The 17,735-nt window shown below is 68.2% G+C and carries 14 protein-coding genes; 4 read left to right on the forward strand and 10 right to left on the reverse strand.

Translation table 11 applies throughout. The features are described from left to right. Positions 1 to 31: 31 nt before the first annotated feature. A complete protein-coding gene (gene yjgA / locus ACSQ19_RS02290) occupies positions 32 to 586 on the forward strand; it encodes a ribosome biogenesis factor YjgA (RefSeq protein WP_343125249.1) in 555 nt (184 codons plus the stop codon). Between the two features lie 139 nt (positions 587 to 725). Here yjgA and tldD read toward each other — a convergent pair whose 3' ends face one another. The 4 genes from tldD to ACSQ19_RS02310 form a co-directional block, all read right to left on the reverse strand. Next, positions 726 to 2,168, reverse strand: a complete 1,443-nt coding sequence (gene tldD, locus ACSQ19_RS02295; protein ID WP_436001059.1) for a metalloprotease TldD — start codon at positions 2,166 to 2,168, stop codon at positions 726 to 728. 58 nt (positions 2,169 to 2,226) lie between these two features. Beyond that, the gene (locus ACSQ19_RS02300) at positions 2,227 to 6,063 is read right to left on the reverse strand and encodes a YhdP family protein (RefSeq protein WP_435999727.1); all 3,837 of its coding nucleotides are present in this window, start codon (positions 6,061 to 6,063) and stop codon (positions 2,227 to 2,229) included. Positions 6,064 to 6,171: 108 nt separating this feature from the next. Then, the gene (rng, locus tag ACSQ19_RS02305; RefSeq protein ID WP_296280330.1) at positions 6,172 to 7,659 is read right to left on the reverse strand and encodes a ribonuclease G; all 1,488 of its coding nucleotides are present in this window, start codon (positions 7,657 to 7,659) and stop codon (positions 6,172 to 6,174) included. A 12-nt stretch (positions 7,660 to 7,671) separates the two neighbouring features. After that, positions 7,672 to 8,268, reverse strand: a complete 597-nt coding sequence (locus ACSQ19_RS02310; RefSeq protein ID WP_435999729.1) for a Maf family protein — start codon at positions 8,266 to 8,268, stop codon at positions 7,672 to 7,674. 161 nt (positions 8,269 to 8,429) lie between these two features. On the opposite strand from ACSQ19_RS02310, the gene ACSQ19_RS02315 reads away from it, so the two are divergent. Then, the gene (locus ACSQ19_RS02315; protein WP_296280327.1) at positions 8,430 to 9,173 is read left to right on the forward strand and encodes an SIMPL domain-containing protein; all 744 of its coding nucleotides are present in this window, start codon (positions 8,430 to 8,432) and stop codon (positions 9,171 to 9,173) included. 212 nt (positions 9,174 to 9,385) lie between these two features. Beyond that, positions 9,386 to 10,054, forward strand: a complete 669-nt coding sequence (locus ACSQ19_RS02320) for a TonB family protein (protein WP_435999732.1) — start codon at positions 9,386 to 9,388, stop codon at positions 10,052 to 10,054. Between the two features lie 195 nt (positions 10,055 to 10,249). Here the strand turns inward: ACSQ19_RS02320 and rlmH are convergent, their stop codons facing one another. From rlmH to leuS, 6 genes are all read right to left on the reverse strand, one after another. Then, positions 10,250 to 10,720, reverse strand: a complete 471-nt coding sequence (rlmH, locus tag ACSQ19_RS02325; RefSeq protein ID WP_241046881.1) for a 23S rRNA (pseudouridine(1915)-N(3))-methyltransferase RlmH — start codon at positions 10,718 to 10,720, stop codon at positions 10,250 to 10,252. A gap of 87 nt (positions 10,721 to 10,807) precedes the next feature. Beyond that, entirely contained in the window at positions 10,808 to 11,224 is a 417-nt protein-coding gene (gene rsfS / locus ACSQ19_RS02330) for a ribosome silencing factor (protein ID WP_056878289.1), read from the reverse strand. 31 nt (positions 11,225 to 11,255) lie between these two features. Next, positions 11,256 to 11,933 (reverse strand): nicotinate-nucleotide adenylyltransferase, encoded by a 678-nt coding sequence (gene nadD / locus ACSQ19_RS02335; protein WP_435999735.1) that lies wholly within the window; start codon positions 11,931 to 11,933, stop codon positions 11,256 to 11,258. Between the two features lie 7 nt (positions 11,934 to 11,940). Continuing rightward, positions 11,941 to 12,975 carry a DNA polymerase III subunit delta gene (gene holA / locus ACSQ19_RS02340; RefSeq protein WP_435999737.1) on the reverse strand — a complete coding sequence of 345 codons (1,035 nt, stop codon included), beginning with the start codon at positions 12,973 to 12,975 and terminating at the stop codon, positions 11,941 to 11,943. Further along, on the reverse strand, positions 12,975 to 13,529 hold the full coding sequence (locus tag ACSQ19_RS02345) for an LPS assembly lipoprotein LptE (protein WP_435999739.1): 555 nt from the start codon (positions 13,527 to 13,529) through the stop codon (positions 12,975 to 12,977). Before ACSQ19_RS02345 ends, holA begins: the two co-directional genes overlap by 1 nt. An 84-nt stretch (positions 13,530 to 13,613) precedes the next feature. Next, a complete protein-coding gene (gene leuS / locus ACSQ19_RS02350; protein WP_435999741.1) occupies positions 13,614 to 16,247 on the reverse strand; it encodes a leucine--tRNA ligase in 2,634 nt (877 codons plus the stop codon). 106 nt (positions 16,248 to 16,353) lie between these two features. Here leuS and ACSQ19_RS02355 point away from each other — a divergent pair, with 106 nt between their 5' ends. After that, on the forward strand, positions 16,354 to 17,664 hold the full coding sequence (locus tag ACSQ19_RS02355) for an amidohydrolase family protein (RefSeq protein ID WP_435999743.1): 1,311 nt from the start codon (positions 16,354 to 16,356) through the stop codon (positions 17,662 to 17,664). Positions 17,665 to 17,735 lie beyond the last annotated feature (71 nt).

Below are 17,735 nucleotides of genomic sequence, written 5' to 3' on the forward strand. Positions count from 1 at the left end.
TGCGACGGAAGCGAGAGAGAGAGGCAGCACCATGCGCGGACGCGACCCCGAAACCGGCGAATTCCTCAGCCCCAGCCGTACCCAGCAGCGGGGCGAAGCGCTGGAGATCCGCAGCCTGGCCGAAAAACTGGTGGCGCTGCCGCCCGCGCAGCTGGCGCGCCTGCCGATTCCGGAGGAGCTGATGCCGCATATCGTGGAAACCCAGCGCATCACCTCGCACATCGCGCACAAGCGCCAGCTGCAGTTCCTGGCCAAGCAGATGCGACGGGAAGAGGACGAGGTACTGGAAGCCATCCGCGATGCGATGGACGAAGGCGGCGACGCCGCGCGACGCGAGACGGCGCTGCTGCATCGCGCCGAGCAATGGCGCGACCGCCTGCTGGCCGGCGGCGACCAGGCGCTGGCGGACCTGCTGGACGAATTCCCGACGGCCGACCGGCAGAAGCTCCGACAACTCGTGCGCAACGCGCTCGACGAAAAAGCGAAGAACAAACCGCCGCGCGCGTTCCGCGAACTTTTCCGGGAACTGCGCGAAGTACTGTCCTCGCTCGATACGCAGGCCCCCGAAGACGACGAGACGGAATAGCCCCTCTCCCCTCGGGAGAGGGGTTGGGGTGAGGGTTCGGCGAAGTCCGTGCGAGGCAGGCGTCATGGACTCCGCCGCACCCTCATCCGCCCCTTCGGGGCACCTTCTCCCGACGGGAGAAGGGACAGCCAGGAATGCATCACGCTTTCGTCCCGCCTACCGTCAGGCCCTCGATCAACAGCGACGGCTGGCCCACGCCGACCGGCACGCTCTGGCCGTCCTTGCCGCAGACACCGACGCCCTGGTCCAACGCCAGGTCGTGGCCGATCATCCTCACCTTCTGCATGGTGTCCGGACCGTTGCCGATCAGGGTGGCGCCCTTCACCGGCGCGGTGATGCGGCCGTCTTCGATCAGGTAGGCCTCGGTGGCCGAGAACACGTACTTGCCGCTGGTGATGTCGACCTGCCCGCCGCCGAAATTGACCGCGTACAGGCCCTTCTTCACCGAGCGGATCATGTCTTCCGGATCGTCCTGCCCGGCCAGCATGTAGGTGTTGGTCATGCGCGGCATCGGCAGGTGCGCGAACGATTCGCGACGACCGTTGCCCGTGCGGGCGACGCCCATCAGCCGCGCGTTGTGGGTGTCCTGCATGTAGCCGACCAGCACGCCATCCTCGATCAGCGTGGTGCAGTTCGTCGGCGTGCCTTCGTCGTCGATGTTGAGCGATCCGCGGCGTCCGGGCAGCGTGCCGTCGTCGACGATGGTGACGCCCTTCGATGCCACCTGCTCGCCGATGCGGCCGGCGTACACACTGGTGCCCTTGCGATTGAAGTCGCCTTCCAGGCCATGCCCGATCGCTTCGTGCAGCAGCACGCCCGGCCAGCCGCTGCCCAGCACCACCGGCATGATGCCGGCGGGCGCGTCGATGGCGTCCAGGTTCACCAGCGCCTGGCGCAGCGCCTCGCGCGCGAGGTCTTCGGGCTTGCCGTCAGCGAACAGTTCGGCATAACCGTAGCGGCCGCCCATGCCGGCATAGCCGGATTCGCGGCGTCCGTTCTGCTCGACGATCACCTGCACGTTCAAGCGCACCAACGGGCGCACATCGGAGGCCATCACCCCGTCGCTGCGCGCGACCAGCACGGTATCGATGCCGCCGGAGAGACTGACGGTGACCTGTTGCACGCGCGGATCGGCCGCGCGCAGGAAACGATCCACCGCACGCAGCGCCTCGACCTTGGCATCGTTCCCCATCGCATCGATGGGATCGTCGCCGGCGTACAGCGCGCGGCCGCCGCTGCGTACCAGCGTGCGTGGCGCGTGGGTCGCGCCGTCGCGCGCGATGGCGCGTGCCGATTTCGACGCCTCGAGCAGTGCCTGCGCGTTGATGTCGTCCGAATACGCGAATCCGGTCTTTTCGCCGGAGATGGCGCGCACGCCGACGCCCTGTTCGATCGAATGCGCCCCGTCCTTGACGATGCCGTCCTCGACCGTCCAGCTCTCGCGTCGGGCGTGCTGGAAGTACAGGTCGCCGAAATCGATCCCGGGACCCAGCAGCGTGCCGAAGGCGCGGTCGAGGCCGGACGGGTCCAGTCCGGCAGGCAGGAGGAGGCGGGTTTCGGCGAGCGTGATCGGCAGAGTCATGGTCATCACAATGGGGGCGGAAAACGGCCGCGGCAAGCGCGGCCGCGGACAGGCGGCGTCAGGGCGCGCCCGCGCTGTCGGTACGGTCGTCGTCCGTGCGCACGCGAGACTGTTCGCGTCCCACCACCTCGACCTTGGGCGACTTCCACGGGCCGGTGACGCGATAGGTCTTGGCGCCCATCTCGGACAGGGGCTTCTTCAGCACTGCGTTGGCGACCGCGCCCACCGCCGCACCGATGGGGCCACCGGCCACGGCGCCGACGGCAGTCAGCACGTTGGCGGATTTGGGCTTCACGTCGACGGTCTGGTCGAACCGTTCGCTGCGCAGGTCGGTATCGCCGCGGATCGCGATCTCGGCCGCGGGACCATCGATCAGCAGGTTGTCGCTGCGTGCCAGTCCGCCGCCGATCCGGATATCGCCGTCGATGCGGTTGAACGCGAAGCCCTTGGAGAAGAAGTCGCTGAAGTCGAGCATCAGCCGGCGCCGCACCTCGGCCACGCTCAGCAGGCCCAGTACACGGCCCGCGCCGGGTTCCACTTCGAGCAGGTGACCGTCGCGCACGGCCAGCTTCACGTTGCCGTCGAGTGCGGCAAGGCGGAACGCGGCAGGGCTTCCCGGCCATGCGGCCTCGGCGCTGATCTGGCCATGACCGCCCCCCACCCTATCGCCCAGGCCAAGATCGTCGAACAGCACCCCGAAGTTCTCGCTCTTCACATCGGCCGCGAAACGCGTGCGGGCGGCGGACGTCGTGCCGGTCCACTGGCCACGCACGTCGATCTGCTGGCCGGGAGAGCGCAGCTGCAACTGGTCCACGTGCATGCCATCGGCCTGCTGGCGCGTGCGCAGTTTGGCCGTGCCCAATCGCGCATCGCCGAAACGGAGATCCTCGACGTCCAGCGACAGCGGCGGGACGGCAGCGGGATCGATGTCGTCGGTGGCGGCGCGCGCGCCCGACGCGGCGACCGGCGCACCTTCGACGGGCGCCTTGCGCCAGTGCACGCGCGCCAGCTTGCCGGCGATCGGCGCACCCTTCGCATCGGGCACCAGCAGGGCACCCGACAGCGCATCGCCATCCAGCGACACCGCCAGTGCCTGCTGCGCCGGCGCGAGTTGCAGGCGCGTGTCGGGAAACACCGAACCGATCATCAGCAGACGCTCGGCAGTGACATCGATATGCCGCAGCGGCACGCCATGGGCATCATCGCTCCCGCCGCGCGCGACCGCGATCCACTCCATCGCATCGAGGGTTCCGGTGCGCCCCGTCGCCACCAGACCCGACGATGGCGGCGCGTCCATCACCCGGTCGCTGCCGAGTACGACACGCACCCCGGTCTGCCCGTTGGTAGTGCGCGCGCGCAACGCCAGCAGATCGCCGAACGCCACATCAATCTCACCGCTGCCGATGGGCAAGGGGGCGCGGACCGTCGTCGGCAGTGGCGTTGCGGACGCTTTGCGCATGGGGGCCGGCAGGCTCATTGCCGTGCCGACCAGATCGGACGTCAGGCTGAGCTGGGTGGGCGGAGACACCGCGCCCGTCGGCGTACGCGGAATCGTCACGCCCACGGTCCACGACGAACGCCCGTCCATGTAGGGCTTCAGCCATGCCATCTCGGGCGCGCGATCGAGCAGGCGGTCGGCATCGACGGCTGCGGACAGGTCGGCTTCGAACGCCTGATTGCGGTCGCGCGTGCCGCTGCCTGCGCGCAGGCCCAGCACACCGGGCAGTCCGTCGTGCACCACCTGCAGCGGGCCTGACGCGAAACCGCCGTCGTCGTATTTCGCCTTGCCACGCACGTTGTCGAACACCAGGTTCCAGCGCGTTTCCGACAACTGCGCGCCCTTGAGGTCCACCGTGCCGGCGAGCTTCTTGCGTGTCTGCTCTGCGGCATGCAGCGGCTGCAGCAGGTCGAAGGTCGCCGCGACCGGTCCCTTGGCCTGCAGGTGGTCCAGGGTGTCGCCGTAGGTCTTGCGCAACGGACTCTGCCTCAGCAATGCCAGCAGCTTGCCCGCCTCCGTGTCGGTACGCGCTGCGATCTTCAGATCGCCCGCGGCGAAATCGGCGATGCCGGCCTGGAACGCCGGGATCGCAACGCCGCCCAACGCGCCTCGTCCCTTCAGTTCGAATCCGTTGCCGATAAAGGCGATGTCGGCATCCACCTGCTCGAGTGGCGGCCACTCCGGCTGGAACTTGAACTGCCCACGCTCGATGTTTGCGACCGCCTCGAAGCGACCGTCGCGATCATTGAACGGCCAGTCGTCCAGGTCGCCGCTGACGATCGCACGCCCGTTCCGCACGGTGCCGCCGACCAGCGCGGCATCCAGCCAGTCGACGGCCGCCTTCGACATCTTGTGGTGGATCCAGAAACCTTTCGCCACCGGGACGGGCGCATCGGCCAGGTCCGCCGCCACGTCGATCCAGGGCCGCGTGCCGTCGCCCTGGAACCACATCCCGCCGCGCACATCGGCCGCGTACTGTTCGCCCTGTACGTGCAGCGCGCTGGTGCCGACACGCCACCCGCCGCCTTCGCGCCAGCCGAGCACATCGCCCTTCAGTCGCACGTCGTGCACCACGGCGAATCCGCTGGGCCAGTCGAAACGCATCACCGACGCAGGATCCAGCGTCAGCCGGAAACCCTCCGCGTCGCCGTCGAAGTCGCCGGCAAGGCCGCTGAGACCGGGGGCATCGCCCACGGTCCGGAACGAGATGTCGCGCAACCGGCCTTCCGCACGCAGCCCGCCGTCGCGGCGACCGGCAAGGGTCAGTCGCGCGAGCCGTGCGCCCGGCCGTGCCTGCACCAGCCAGCGGCGCAGGCCGGCGTCGATCTTGTCGCTCAGGCCCAGGACGGCGAACAACGGCGCCGCATCCACCTGGTCGGCCAGCAGCGCATAGCGTTGGCCGCCGGCCAGCACCAGGCCATCCAACGTCTGCACGGCCGGCGCCGTGCCCACGCGCAAGTGCGGCGCGTCCAGCCGCCAGCCGCCGGAGACCAGGCGCCAGCGCATGCGGCCTTCCATCTGGTCGAACGCGATCCGGGTCGGCGCGTCCGCATCCGCCAGTGGCGCGCCGCGCAGCCCGACCTGCTGCAGGTTGGCGTCCGCCGTCACCAGCACCACGCGATGACGGCGCAATTCCGTCCACGCCTGCACGCGTCCCTTGCCACGCTCGGCGACGACACCGGCATAGCGAAGCAACGGCGACCAGGCGCCGATATCGTCCGCGGACACATCCAGGTACGCACGGCCATCGCCCGCCTTGCGGTCGAAGTCCACGGCGACGTTCAGCGGCGCAGCGTCCTTGCTGATCCACGCCCGTGTGCCGGCACGCACCCGGTCGCCCTCGACCCGCAGGCGCAGATCGATCTCAGGCAGCCGGATGTCCCAGCCCAGCGAAGGCGCGACGATGGCGAGCCTGCCGTCGATGACCTGCAACTCGCCCAACCCCTCGAGGCTGCGCAGCGGATCGTCGCCGGACTGCTGCTGCCCCGGCAGACCCCGCACCGACCACGTGCCGTCGTCACCACGCTGCAAGGTCAACGACAGGCCACGCAGGCGCAATTCGGTGAACGAACGACCGGGCAGCAGGCCGCCGTACATCGACACCAGCACTTCCGCCTGGCCGATGCGCACGCCGCTGTCGCCTTCGCCCAGGCGCAGGCCGTCGAGCTGCAGCAGCGGCCCGCGTCGCGTCCATTGTGTCTTCACGGCATCGAAGGCGACCGGCCGTCCGGCACGCTCGCTCAACCATGCGGCGACGCGGTCCGGATGGCGTTCGGCCAACGGCAACACCTGGCTGGCGATGCCGAGCACCACGGCCATGCACACCAGCACCACGGCGATGCCGTAGACGGCACCCCGGCGGGCCAGGCGCAGGCGGCGGCGCAGCGGCGTGGGCATCAGTTCGCGACGCTCGCCGGGATGCGGGTGTCTGCGTTCGGTCGCCCGGAACGCAGACGCCGGGATCCGCTCTTGCGGCTTCCGAATGCCGACGCCCGCCCCCTGGCCTTACAGCAGCACGACATCGAACTGCTCCTGCAGGTACTGCTCGTCGGCCTGGAAGCGGATCGACTTGCCGAGGAATTCCTCCAGCTCCGCGACCGCGGTCGATTCCTCATCGGTGATGCGGGCGACCACCTTGGGGGATGCGATCACCAGCAGGCGCGCGGCCTCGAACTGGCGCACGGCACGCGTGATCTCGCGGAAGATCTCGTAGGTGACGGTTTCGGTGGTCTTGATGCTGCCGCGGCCACTGCATTCCGGGCACGGTTCCGACAGCTGGCGCGCGAGGCTTTCCACCGTGCGCTTGCGCGTCATCTCCACCAGGCCGAGCGGCGAGAATTCGTACACCGTGGTCTTGGCGTGGTCTTTGGCGAGCGATTTTTCCAGCGTGCGCAGCACCTGACGCCGGTGCTCCGGATCGTCCATGTCGATGAAGTCGATGATGATGATGCCGCCCAGGTTGCGCAGCCGCAGCTGGCGCGCGACCGCCTGCGCGGCCTCCAGGTTGGTGCGATAGACGGTTTCTTCCAGGTTGCGCTGGCCCAGGAACGAACCGGTGTTCACGTCGACCGTCGTCATGGCCTCGGTCTGGTCGATCACCAGGTAGCCACCGGACTTCAGCGGCACCTGCTTGTCCAGCGCGCGACCGATTTCGTCCTCGACTCCGTAGAGATCGAAGATGGGCCGCTCACCGGAATAGAGTTCGATCCGTTCGGCCAGTACCGGCATGTACTTGGCCACGAACGCCTGCAGGCGCTCGTGGGTTTCCTTCGAATCGACCTTGACCTTTTCCACGTCCTTGCGGATGAGGTCGCGTACGGCGCGCAGCGGCAGGCTGAGGTCTTCGTACAGCACGCTGCACGAAGGCGATTCGCGGCCGCGGCGCTCCACCACGTTCCAGACGCGGGACAGGTACGCGATGTCTTCGGCCAGCGCCTCGGCCGGCTGGCCCTCGGCATTGGTGCGGATGATGTAGCCGTGGCCACCGTGCAGGCCGGCCAGTTCGCCGACGACCTGCTTGAGGCGCTGGCGCTCGGTTTCGTCCTCGATGCGCGCCGACACGCCGATCACCTTCGACTGCGGCAACAGCACCAGGTAGCGCGACGGAATGCTGATCTGCGTGGTGAGCCGCGCGCCCTTGCTGCCGATGGGATCCTTCACCACCTGCACCACGATGTCCTGCCCGTCGCGGAGCAGGTCCATGATCGGTGCCGCCGGCGGCGTGGGCAGCGGTGCGTCTTCACCATCGGCTACCGCGCCCGGCGACGAACGCACGATGTCGTTCGCATGCAGGAACGCCGCCCGGTCCAGTCCCACTTCGACGAACGCGGCCTGCATGCCGGGCATCACCCGCTGCACCTTGCCCTTGTAGATGTTGCCCACCACGCCCCGGCGCCAGCCGCGCTCGATGTGCAGTTCCTGCAGCATGCCGTTTTCGATCACCGCGACGCGCGTTTCGCGCGGGGTGACGTTGACCAGGATTTCTTCCGACATGGGGTCCTTCCCTCAGGCTGACACAGCAGCGGCGGATGCCGACGGATGGATGCCGAAGTCGCGGAGCAGCTTCGCCGTTTCGTGCAGCGGCAGCCCCATCACCGCCGAATAGCTGCCGGACAGGCGGGTGACGAATTGCTCCGCACGCCCCTGGATACCGTAGGCCCCCGCCTTGCCCATCGCTTCGCCACTGGCGACATAGGCCGCGATGTCATGCTCGTCCAGCTCGGCGAAGCTGACATCGGTGACCACCAGCGCCTGCGCCTCGCGCGAGGCGCTGACCACCGAGACGGCGGAGACGGCCTGGTGCGTGCGGCCGGACAGGCGACGCAGCATGGCGGCGGCATCGGCGGTGTCCACCGGCTTGCCGAACACCTCGTCGCCCAGGGTCACCTCGGTATCGGCCCCCAGCACCACGGCATCCGGGGTAGCCACGACCTTCAGCAATCCGGCACCCGCCTTCTCGCGGGCGACGCGGCGGACATAGTCGACGGCGGGCTCGCCGGGCTGGCGGTGTTCAGGGATATCGAGGTCGATCCGTCCGAAGGACAGGCCCAGGCGGGTCAGCAGTTCGGCACGTCGCGGGGATTGGGAGGCCAGATAGAGCATCGCGAAAGAATAACCCGCGGCGCCTGACTGAATGACCGCTGATGCCGGCCGGATCCCGCTAACCCTGCGCCGGATCACGACGCGTTCATGTCATCGTGAACACCCTTGCGCGTCGCCGACGACCCGGGTGCCCGCCACTCGAACCACGAAAAGGAGATCCCATGCGCCTGCCCCTGATCCGCCCGCTGCTGCTCGCCCTGACCCTGTCCCTTGGAACCACCGTCGCCATGACCAGCCACGCCCAGACCGCACCCGCCTACGCCGTGCCTTCCGACGGCACCCTGCTCAACGTCTCGGCGCAGGCCGACGCGTCGCGCGTGCCGGACATCGCCACCATCTCCGCCGGGGTGGTGACGCAGGCCGTGGACGGCAACACGGCCATGCGTCAGAACAGCGAGCAGATGGCCAAGGTCGTGTCGGCCATCAAGGCCGCCGGCATCGCCGACAAGGACGTGCAGACCAGCGGCATCAGCCTGAACCCGCAGTATCGCTACGCCGAGAACGAAGCCCCGAAGATCACCGGCTACCAGGCCAACAACACCGTGAGCATCAAGGTCCGCGACATCGCCAAGCTGGGCAAGGTGCTGGATGCGCTGGCCGGCGTGGGCGCCAACCAGATCAATGGCCCCAGCTTCGAGATCGACAACCCGGAGCCGGTGTACGACGAAGCCCGCCTCGCCGCATTGAAGAAAGCCCAGTCGCGTGCCGAAACCTATGCCAGGTCGCTGGGGCTGAAAGTGCGCCGGATCGTCAGCATTTCAGAGGGCAACGGCGGTTTCCGCCCGGTCCCGATGATGGCCATGGCCAAGATGGAAGCGCGTGACGCCAGCGGTGCCCCCCCGGTGTCGCCTGGCGAGACCACCGTCTCGATCAACCTGGACGTGGTGTTCGAACTGGGCAAGTAAGGCAGCGCCCGCCTATCCACGACAACGGCGCCCCGGGGGGCGCCGTTGTCGTTTCCGGGCCGGGCGACCGGACTACGCCAAAGGTCGAAGTCCGCCCCCTCTTGCGCACGCCATCCGCCGGAGTACAGTCTGGACGTGCGGCGCCGGGACGTTGCAACCCCACTCCCCGCGACCGAGCGTTGTTCCGTTCACAGCCCTCAAGGAGGTGGATCATGGTTCGCGCACTACCCCACGGTTCCGATACCCGCATCGACATCGGCCGCATCGCGGCCATCGCGGCCGCCATCGCGGTGCACGCCGCCGCCCTGCTCATGCTGCTGATGCCGATGGCGGCGCCCCCGATCACGCCCACGGTCAAGCCGAAACCCGTGGTGCGCTGGATCCAGAAGGAAGAGCCGGTTCCGGTCGTCGTACCGATCGAGGAACAGCAGACCACCGTCAAGCGCGAGGAGCCGCGCCCGGTCGTTCCGGCCCGCACGGTGACCACGGACACGACCATCGTCGACACGCCGGCCGTGGTGGACCCTGGTACTGAGCGCACGATCGACCTTCCGGCCATCGACAGCACCGCGTCAACCGGCACGTCGCTGGGCGCCGGCCCGCTGCCGTCCGCCACGCTGGAATACGTCCGTGCGACGTCGCCGCGCTATCCGACCAACGAGCTGCGCAACGGCATCCAGGGCACGGTGATCCTGCGCGTGCTCGTGGACATCGATGGAAAGCCGGTCGACGTGACCGTCGAGATCAGCAGCGGCAACCGCAACCTCGACAAGGAAGCGCGGCAGCACGTGCTGAAGACCTGGCGCTTCAAGCCCGCCATGCAGAACGGACAGGCGGTGCAGGCTTACGGCCTGGTGCCGATCGCGTTCAACCTGCAGTGATGCATCCGAACTTAAAGTGGAAGCCCGCCGAAAGGCGGGCTTCCTGCTGTTCCTGTAGGTGCGACGTGAGTCGCGACCACGCACCAGAGAGCACCGACAACCTCGCAACGGGTCGCCGACTCTCCACTTAGACCGTCCCTGCCGCGCACCTCACCCGGTCGCGACTTACATCGCTCCTACCGAGAGTCGCAAGCCTCATGCGCGATGGTACGGATGATTCGCCAGCATCGCCGCCGCGCGGTATACCTGTTCGGCGACCACCAGCCGCACCAGCATGTGCGGCAGCGTCAGCGGACTGAGCGACCATTTCTCGTGCGCCGCCGCGAGCACATCCGGGGCATGGCCCTCGGGGCCGCCGATCAACAACGCGATGTCGCGGCCCAGCGTGCGCCAGTGTTCGAGCCGTTGCGCGAGCTGTTCGGAGGAGTAAGGCTTGCCGGTGACTTCCAGCGCCACGACATGCGCGCTTTTCGGCAACGCCGCCAACACCCGCTTTCCCTCGTCTTCGATGGCCCGCTGCGGATCACGGCCCTTGCCGCGCAGACCGGGCTCGATCTCGACCAGTTCGAACGGCAGCCAGTGCGACAGACGCTTCTGGTATTCGGCGAAGCCTTGCGCGACCCATGTGGGCGCGCGTTCTCCGGTAGCGATGAGGCGGCATTTCATGTGCGCATGATAACGGTCGCAGGCCGCGCGCCTTGAACGAGAACGGCGCCACGAGGGCGCCGTTGCACCGAGTCGAGCGGCTGCGGATCAGAGGCGCGATTCGTCCGCCGTCTCGACGTCTTCCGGCGGCTGGTCGCCGACGGTCCAGAGGCGCTCCAGCGCGTAGAACTCGCGCACGCGGGGCAGCATGACGTGGACGATGACATCGCCGAGGTCCACCAGTACCCACTCGGCCTCGCGCTCGCCTTCCACGCCCAGCGGCATCACGTCGAGCTTCTTGGCGAACTTCACCACCTCGTCCGCGATCGATTTCACGTGGCGGGTGGAAGTGCCCGAGGCAATCACCAGGTAATCGGCGACGCTGGACTTGCCGCGCACGTCGATCTCGACGACATCCTTGGCTTTCAGTTCCTGTACCGCGGCATGCACCGTGGCGAGCAGGTCCGGCAGGGCCGGCGGCGGGCTGGGAAGGCGGGTCTTGATGACGTGGGCTTGGCTGGACAAAGGCTTGGTGGCTCTGGGAATACGGCCGGGATTATAGCGGACCCGTGTCGGCGGCCCGTGAGGCGTACAGCCTTTCGTCGGCAATGGCGTCCGCCACCCGCGCGGGCACGAGCTGGCGCCAGGCTTCGCCCGTTGCGATGCGGCGCCGGATTTCGGTGGCCGATTCGGGCTGAAGGGGCTGGTGCAAGCGGAACACGCGCCCCGCGGCCACCCGCGCCAGATCGTCCGGGTGGTCCGTCCAGCGACCCTCGAGAGCGGTGGCGAGCACGGGCGGCAGCGCTGAATCCAGCCCACTGCCCGGCCGGTCGGCGACGACGAAATGCGTGAGGTCGAGCAGCGCCGTCCACGCCCGCCAGGTGGGCAGTCCGAGCAGGCTGTCCGCGCCGATCAAAAGCGCGATGGGAACGACGTTGCCCAGCTCGCTCCTCAGCTCCCGCAGCGTGTCGATCGTGTAGGAACGGGAGGTCGGCTCGCGCGCGGCGCGGTCCAGTTCCCGCCGATCCACGCACAGGCCCGGGATGTCCCACGTGGCGAGGTCGAGCAGGCGCGCGCGCTGCGCAGCGGTGGCCCCCGGCGGAGCGCGATGCGGCGGATCCGCCGCCGGCATCAGGCGGACCGGCACGCCGAGGGCATCGTGCGCCGCGCGCGCGATGGCCAGGTGTCCGTTGTGGACGGGATCGAAAGTACCGCCGTAGAAGACGCGCAGCATCGCCGGATCAGGCGACCAGCAGGCGCACGGCCTTCGCGTCCGCGATCGCCAGCAACAGGCGCTCCAGCCCCACCCAGGCGTCGCCATCGCCACGGCCCTTGGCGGTGCGGTCGATCTTCGAGGCCTCGGCGACGAAGCGGTCCCAGCGCGCGGGCGTGGTATGGCGCTGCAGTGCGCGCTTGAAGGGCGCCTGCTTCGCCTCCCAGATGCCTTGCGATTTCATTTCGGCAGCGAGGTTGCCGCCGTTGGCCTGCACCCGCGCCAGCGACGCGGTGCGCAGCAGCTCCTTGACGATCATCGGCATCAGGCCCGCGACGACGTCGCCCTCGGCGCGCAATCCCGCCAGGATGCGCGACACCTGTGCCCCCTGCCCCGCCAGCACGGCGTCGGTCAGGCGGAACACGTCGTAGCGCGCGGCATTGGCGACCAGCGATTCCATGCGCTCGGCATCGAGCACCTCGCCATCGCTGAGCAAGGCCAGCTTGTCGATTTCCTGTGCTGCGGCGAGCAGGTTGCCTTCAACGCGATCCGCCAGCAGCTGCACCGCATCGCGATCCGCGCGCAGGCCCTTGCTGCGCAGGCGGCCTTCGATCCAGCCCGGCAGTTCGTGCGGCTTGATGGCCCAGGCCACCGCCAGCACGCCGACGCGCGTGATGGCATCGCTCCATTTGCCCTGATAGGCCTTGCCCCACTCTCCGGCCGTGATCAGCAGCACCACGTCGGACGGCGGGTTGGCGCAGAACGCGCTGATGACCTCGGCGCCCTCCTTGCCCGGCTTGCCTCCCGGCAGGCGGACTTCGACCAATCGCTGTGCGCTGAAGAGACTGGGCGCATTGAAACTCGCTTCCAGCTGGCCCCAGTCGAAATCGCGTCCGTCGGCATCGAAGACCTCCCGTTCGCCGATGCCCTGCGCACGCGCCTGCGCGCGCACCGCATCCGCGGCTTCCAGTACCCGCAGCGTCTCGGGGCCGGCGATCAGGTATACCGGCAGCAGCGGCTCGGTGGTTCCGCGCGCCGCCAGCTGTTCCGGCTTGAGTTCCATCAGGGGGCCGGCGTCACCGGGCCCGAACGCACGACGCCGTCGATGCGGCGCAGGATCGAGGCGGCCATCTCGCGGCGCAGTTCGTCGGCGAGCACTTCGCGCTCGGTCGAGGTGCCGGTCGCGTCCTGCGGCGGCGACACGTAGTCGCGCGACAGTTCGACCACCTGCTGCGGCACCAGGTCGGTGCCGTCGGCCTTCTTGAAGGAGAAGACGACGGCATAGCGCAGGCTGAATTCCTGCGCTCGGCCGAACTGGTCGACCGCGATCGGAAGATCGCCCCAACGCTCGGACACGACGCGGAGCGTGGCGACCTGTCCGGACGCCGTATCGTCGCGTTCGTCGCGTTCGTCGCCGATCGACGAGGCGAGCGTGGCACCGGCCGCCTGGAGGCCGCGCGACAGGCTGGTCACCAGCGCGCTGTAGGAAGTCGATGATGCCTCCACGCGTACCGGCCCCAGGTCCGCCGGCAGCGCGATCTTGTTGCGCAGGTGGAAGCCGCAACCGGCCAGCAGGGTCAGGGCGAGGATGAGGGCGGGCAGGCGGAATCGGGTCATGGTCGAAGTCTGGACGAGCCTGTCATGGGCGGCAAGAGCGTAGCCGGACCGGAGGTGAACACAGGGGCAAGGCGGTCGAGTGCCTTACCCCGCGACGATGTTGACGATCTTGCCGGGCACCACGATGACCTTCCGGATGGCCAGGCCCTCGAGGAACTTCGCGGTGTTGGGCTCGGCCCTGGCGAGCGCTTCCACGTGGTCGCGCGGCGCATCGGCGGCGACGTCGATGGTGCCGCGCAGCTTGCCGTTCACCTGCACCGCGAGCGTTACCGAGTCGCGCACCAGTGCATCAGGGTCCACGACCGGGAACGCCACATCCTCGATCAGCGTTTCCCCGTGGCCCAGCGCCTGCCACAGCGCATGGCTCGCGTGCGGCGTGATGGGATTGAGCAGCAGCACGGCCGCTTCCAGCGCTTCCTGGCGCACGGCGCGCCCCTCAGGGGAGGCATCGTCGAACTTGCCCAGCGCGTTGGACAGTTCCATCACCGCCGCGATGGCGGTGTTGAAGCTGTGGCGCTTGCCGTAATCGTGGCCGACCTTGTCGATGGTCTCGTGGGTCTTGCGGCGCAGGGCCTTCTGGTCCGCGTTCAGCGCGGCCACGTCCAACGCCGACGAAGCGCCATCGGCGGCATGCTTCTGCACCTGCGTCCACAGGCGGCGCAGGAACCGCGCCATGCCTTCCACACCTGCCTCGTTCCATTCGAGCGACTGCTCGGGTGGTGCGGCGAACATGGAGAACAGACGCACGGTATCCGCACCGAACTTGTCGACCATCGATTGCGGATCGACGCCGTTGTTCTTCGACTTCGACATCTTTTCGACGGGACCGATCTTCACCGGCTGACCGTCGGCCTTCAGCGTCGCGCCGACGACACGCGCCTTGTCGTCGCGCTGGATCTCGACATCGACCGGATTGATCCAGTCCTTCGAACCATCGGCATTGTCGCGATAGAACGTCTCGGCGATCACCATGCCCTGCGTCAGCAGGTTCGTAGCCGGCTCGTCGCTGTCCACCAGCCGCGCGTCGCGCAGGAGCTTGTGGTAGAAGCGGAAGTACATCAGGTGCAGGATCGCGTGCTCGATGCCGCCGATGTACTGGTCGACCGGCAGCCAGTAGTTGCCGCGCTTGTCGACCATGTCCTTCGCGCCGGGCGAGGTGTAGCGCGCGTAGTACCAGCTCGATTCCATGAAGGTGTCGAAGGTGTCGGTCTCGCGCTCGGCGGCGGCGCCGCACTGCGGACACTTCGTCTTGCGCCATTCCGGGTCGGCCTTGATCGGCGACTTGACGCCGTCCAGGGTGACGTTCTCGGGCAGCACGACCGGCAGGTCGGCGTCCGGCACCGGCACGGCGCCGCAGCTCTGGCAGTAGATGACGGGAATCGGGCAGCCCCAGTAGCGCTGGCGGCTGACGCCCCAGTCGCGCAGGCGGTAATTCACGCGACGCTGGCCCTGGCCCTTGCGCTCGAAGCGCTCGGCAAAAGCTTCGAACGCGCCGCGGTAGTCCAGCCCGTCGAACTCGCCGGAGTTGACCAGTTCCAGGTCGTCCCGCGTCTTGTCGCTGTACCAGTCGCGCCAGGTGGTGGCGTCGTAGGCCTTCTCCTCCTCGTTCCTCGGTGCCTTCAGCGCGATGACCTGCTGGATCGGCAACGCGTACTTGGTGGCGAACTCGAAGTCGCGCTGGTCGTGGCCGGGCACGGCCATGACCGCGCCGGTGCCGTAGCCCATCAGCACGAAGTTGGCGACCCACACCGGTACCCGGTCGCCGGTGATCGGATGGATGGCGCGCAGGCCGGTATCCATGCCGCGCTTTTCCTGCGTCTCCAGTTCCGCCTCCGAGACGCCGCCATGCTTCAGCTCTTCCAGGAACGCGGCCAGTGCCGGATTCGACGCCGCTGCCTTCAGTGCCAGCGGATGTTCACCGGCGATCGACACGAAGGTCACGCCCATCAGCGTGTCGGGTCGAGTGGTGAACACCGTCAGCGGCTCGTGGCCCTCGACGTTGAACTGGATTTCCAGGCCTTCGGAACGGCCGATCCAGTTGCGCTGCATGGTCTTGACCGCATCCGGCCAGCCCGGCAGGTCGTCCAGCCCGTCCAGCAGTTCCTGCGCGTAGTCGGTGATTCGCAGGAACCATTGCGGAATCTCGCGCTTCTCCACCAGCGCGCCGCTGCGCCAGCCGCGCCCATCGATGACCTGCTCGTTGGCCAGCACGGTCTGGTCGACCGGATCCCAGTTCACCACCGAGTTCTTGCGGTAGGCCAGGCCCTTGCGCAGCAGGCGCGTGAACATGCGCTGCTCGTGCACGTAATAGTCCGGGCGGCAGGTGGCGAACTCGCGCGACCAGTCGATCGCGTAGCCCAGCGACTTCAGCTGGCTGCGCATGTGGTCGATGTTGGCGTAGGTCCACTTGGCCGGCGCGGTCTTGTTCTTGATCGCGGCGTTCTCGGCCGGCAGGCCGAAGGCGTCCCAGCCCATCGGCTGCAGCACGTTGTGGCCGGTCATTCGCTTGTAGCGGCTGATCACGTCGCCGATCGTGTAGTTGCGCACATGGCCCATGTGCAGCGCACCCGACGGATACGGCAGCATCGAGAGGCAGTAGTACTTCGGCTTGTCCGACCGCTCGTCGACCTCGAAGGCGCGCCGGGCCTCCCAGAAGGACTGGGCCTGGGACTCGACGGATTTCGGATCGTAGGAGACGGGTTCGGCGGCAGTGGGCATGGCGGCGTGCGGAGACGGCTACGGCAAAGCCGCCAAGGGTACCGCAGCGCACCATGACCCGCCATGCCAGCAGTTAGCATGACGGGGTCGAAACAGGGGATCCCACATGAACAAGACCGTCCTTGCCCTCGCCATGGCCGCTTGCGGCCTGACCGCCTGCATGACCGCGAGGGCTGCCGCACCGGCTGCGCCGGCGACGCTGGCCCTGCACTGCGACCGGGTCTTCGATGCCCGCAGCGGGAAGGTCCTGGGTGAGCACACCATCCTGGTCCGCGACGGCCGGATCGCCGAGGTCATCCCCGGCCGCGCCAAGCTCGCCGATGCCGAATCGATCGTCCTGGCCGACCATACCTGCACGCCGGGCTGGACCGACCTGCACGTGCACCTGGACGGCGAATCCAGCCCGCAGAGCTACTCGGAAGGTTTCCGCCTGGACCCGGTGGATTTCGCCTACCGCTCGGTGGGATACGCCGAGAAGACCTTGATGGCCGGCTTCACCAGCGTGCGCGACCTCGGCGGTGACGTGACCCTGCACCTGCGCGATGCCGTGAACCAGGGTGCCGTGAAGGGGCCGCGCATCTTCGCCGCTGGCACCTCCATCGCCACCACCGGCGGCCACGCCGATCCCACCAACGGCTTCAATACCCATCTGGCGCACCTGATTGGCCCGCCGGGACCGACCGAAGGCGTCATCAACTCCATCGACGACGCCCGCCAAGCCGTGCGCCAGCGCTACAAGGACGGCAGCGACGTCATCAAGATCACCGCCACCGGCGGCGTCCTGAGCTACGCCAAGTCCGGCGACGCACCGCAGTTCACCGTCGAGGAAGTCAAGGCGATCGTCGACACCGCGCGCGACTACGGCTTCCGCGTCGCGGCGCACGCGCACGGCAAGGAGGGCATGAAGCGCGCCATCCTGGGTGGCGTCACCAGCATCGAGCACGGTACCTACATGGACGACGAGGTGATGCGGCTGATGAAGCAGCACGGCACCTGGTACGTCCCGACGATCTCGGCCGGCCGCTTCGTCGCCGAGAAGGCGAAGATCGATGGCTATTTCCCGGCCGTGGTAAGGCCGAAGGCCGAACGCATCGGCGCACTCATCCAGCAGACGGCGGGCATGGCCTACCGCAACGGCGTGAAGATCGCCTTCGGCACGGACATGGGCGTGGGGCCGCACGGCGACAACGCACGCGAGTTCGTCTACATGGTCGAAGCCGGCATGCCGGCCGCTTACGCCCTGCAGGCAGCGACGATCCGTGCGGCGGAGGTGCTCGGCGTGGACGACCAGGGCGTGATCGAAGCCGGCAAGCGCGCGGATATCGTGGCGGTGCCCGGCAATCCGGTGGAGGACATCAACGCCGTGTTGAAGGTGGATTTCGTGATGAAGGACGGCAAGGTGTATCGCCAGCCGTAACCGTGCCCGGGGGGTCGCGCTAGCCCAGTTGCTCCTTGGGCCAGCTCGCGCCCTCATCCACCCGAGCGCAG

The sequence above is a fragment of the Pseudoxanthomonas sp. LjRoot127 genome (assembly GCF_964253495.1).
Classification (GTDB): domain Bacteria; phylum Pseudomonadota; class Gammaproteobacteria; order Xanthomonadales; family Xanthomonadaceae; genus Pseudoxanthomonas_A.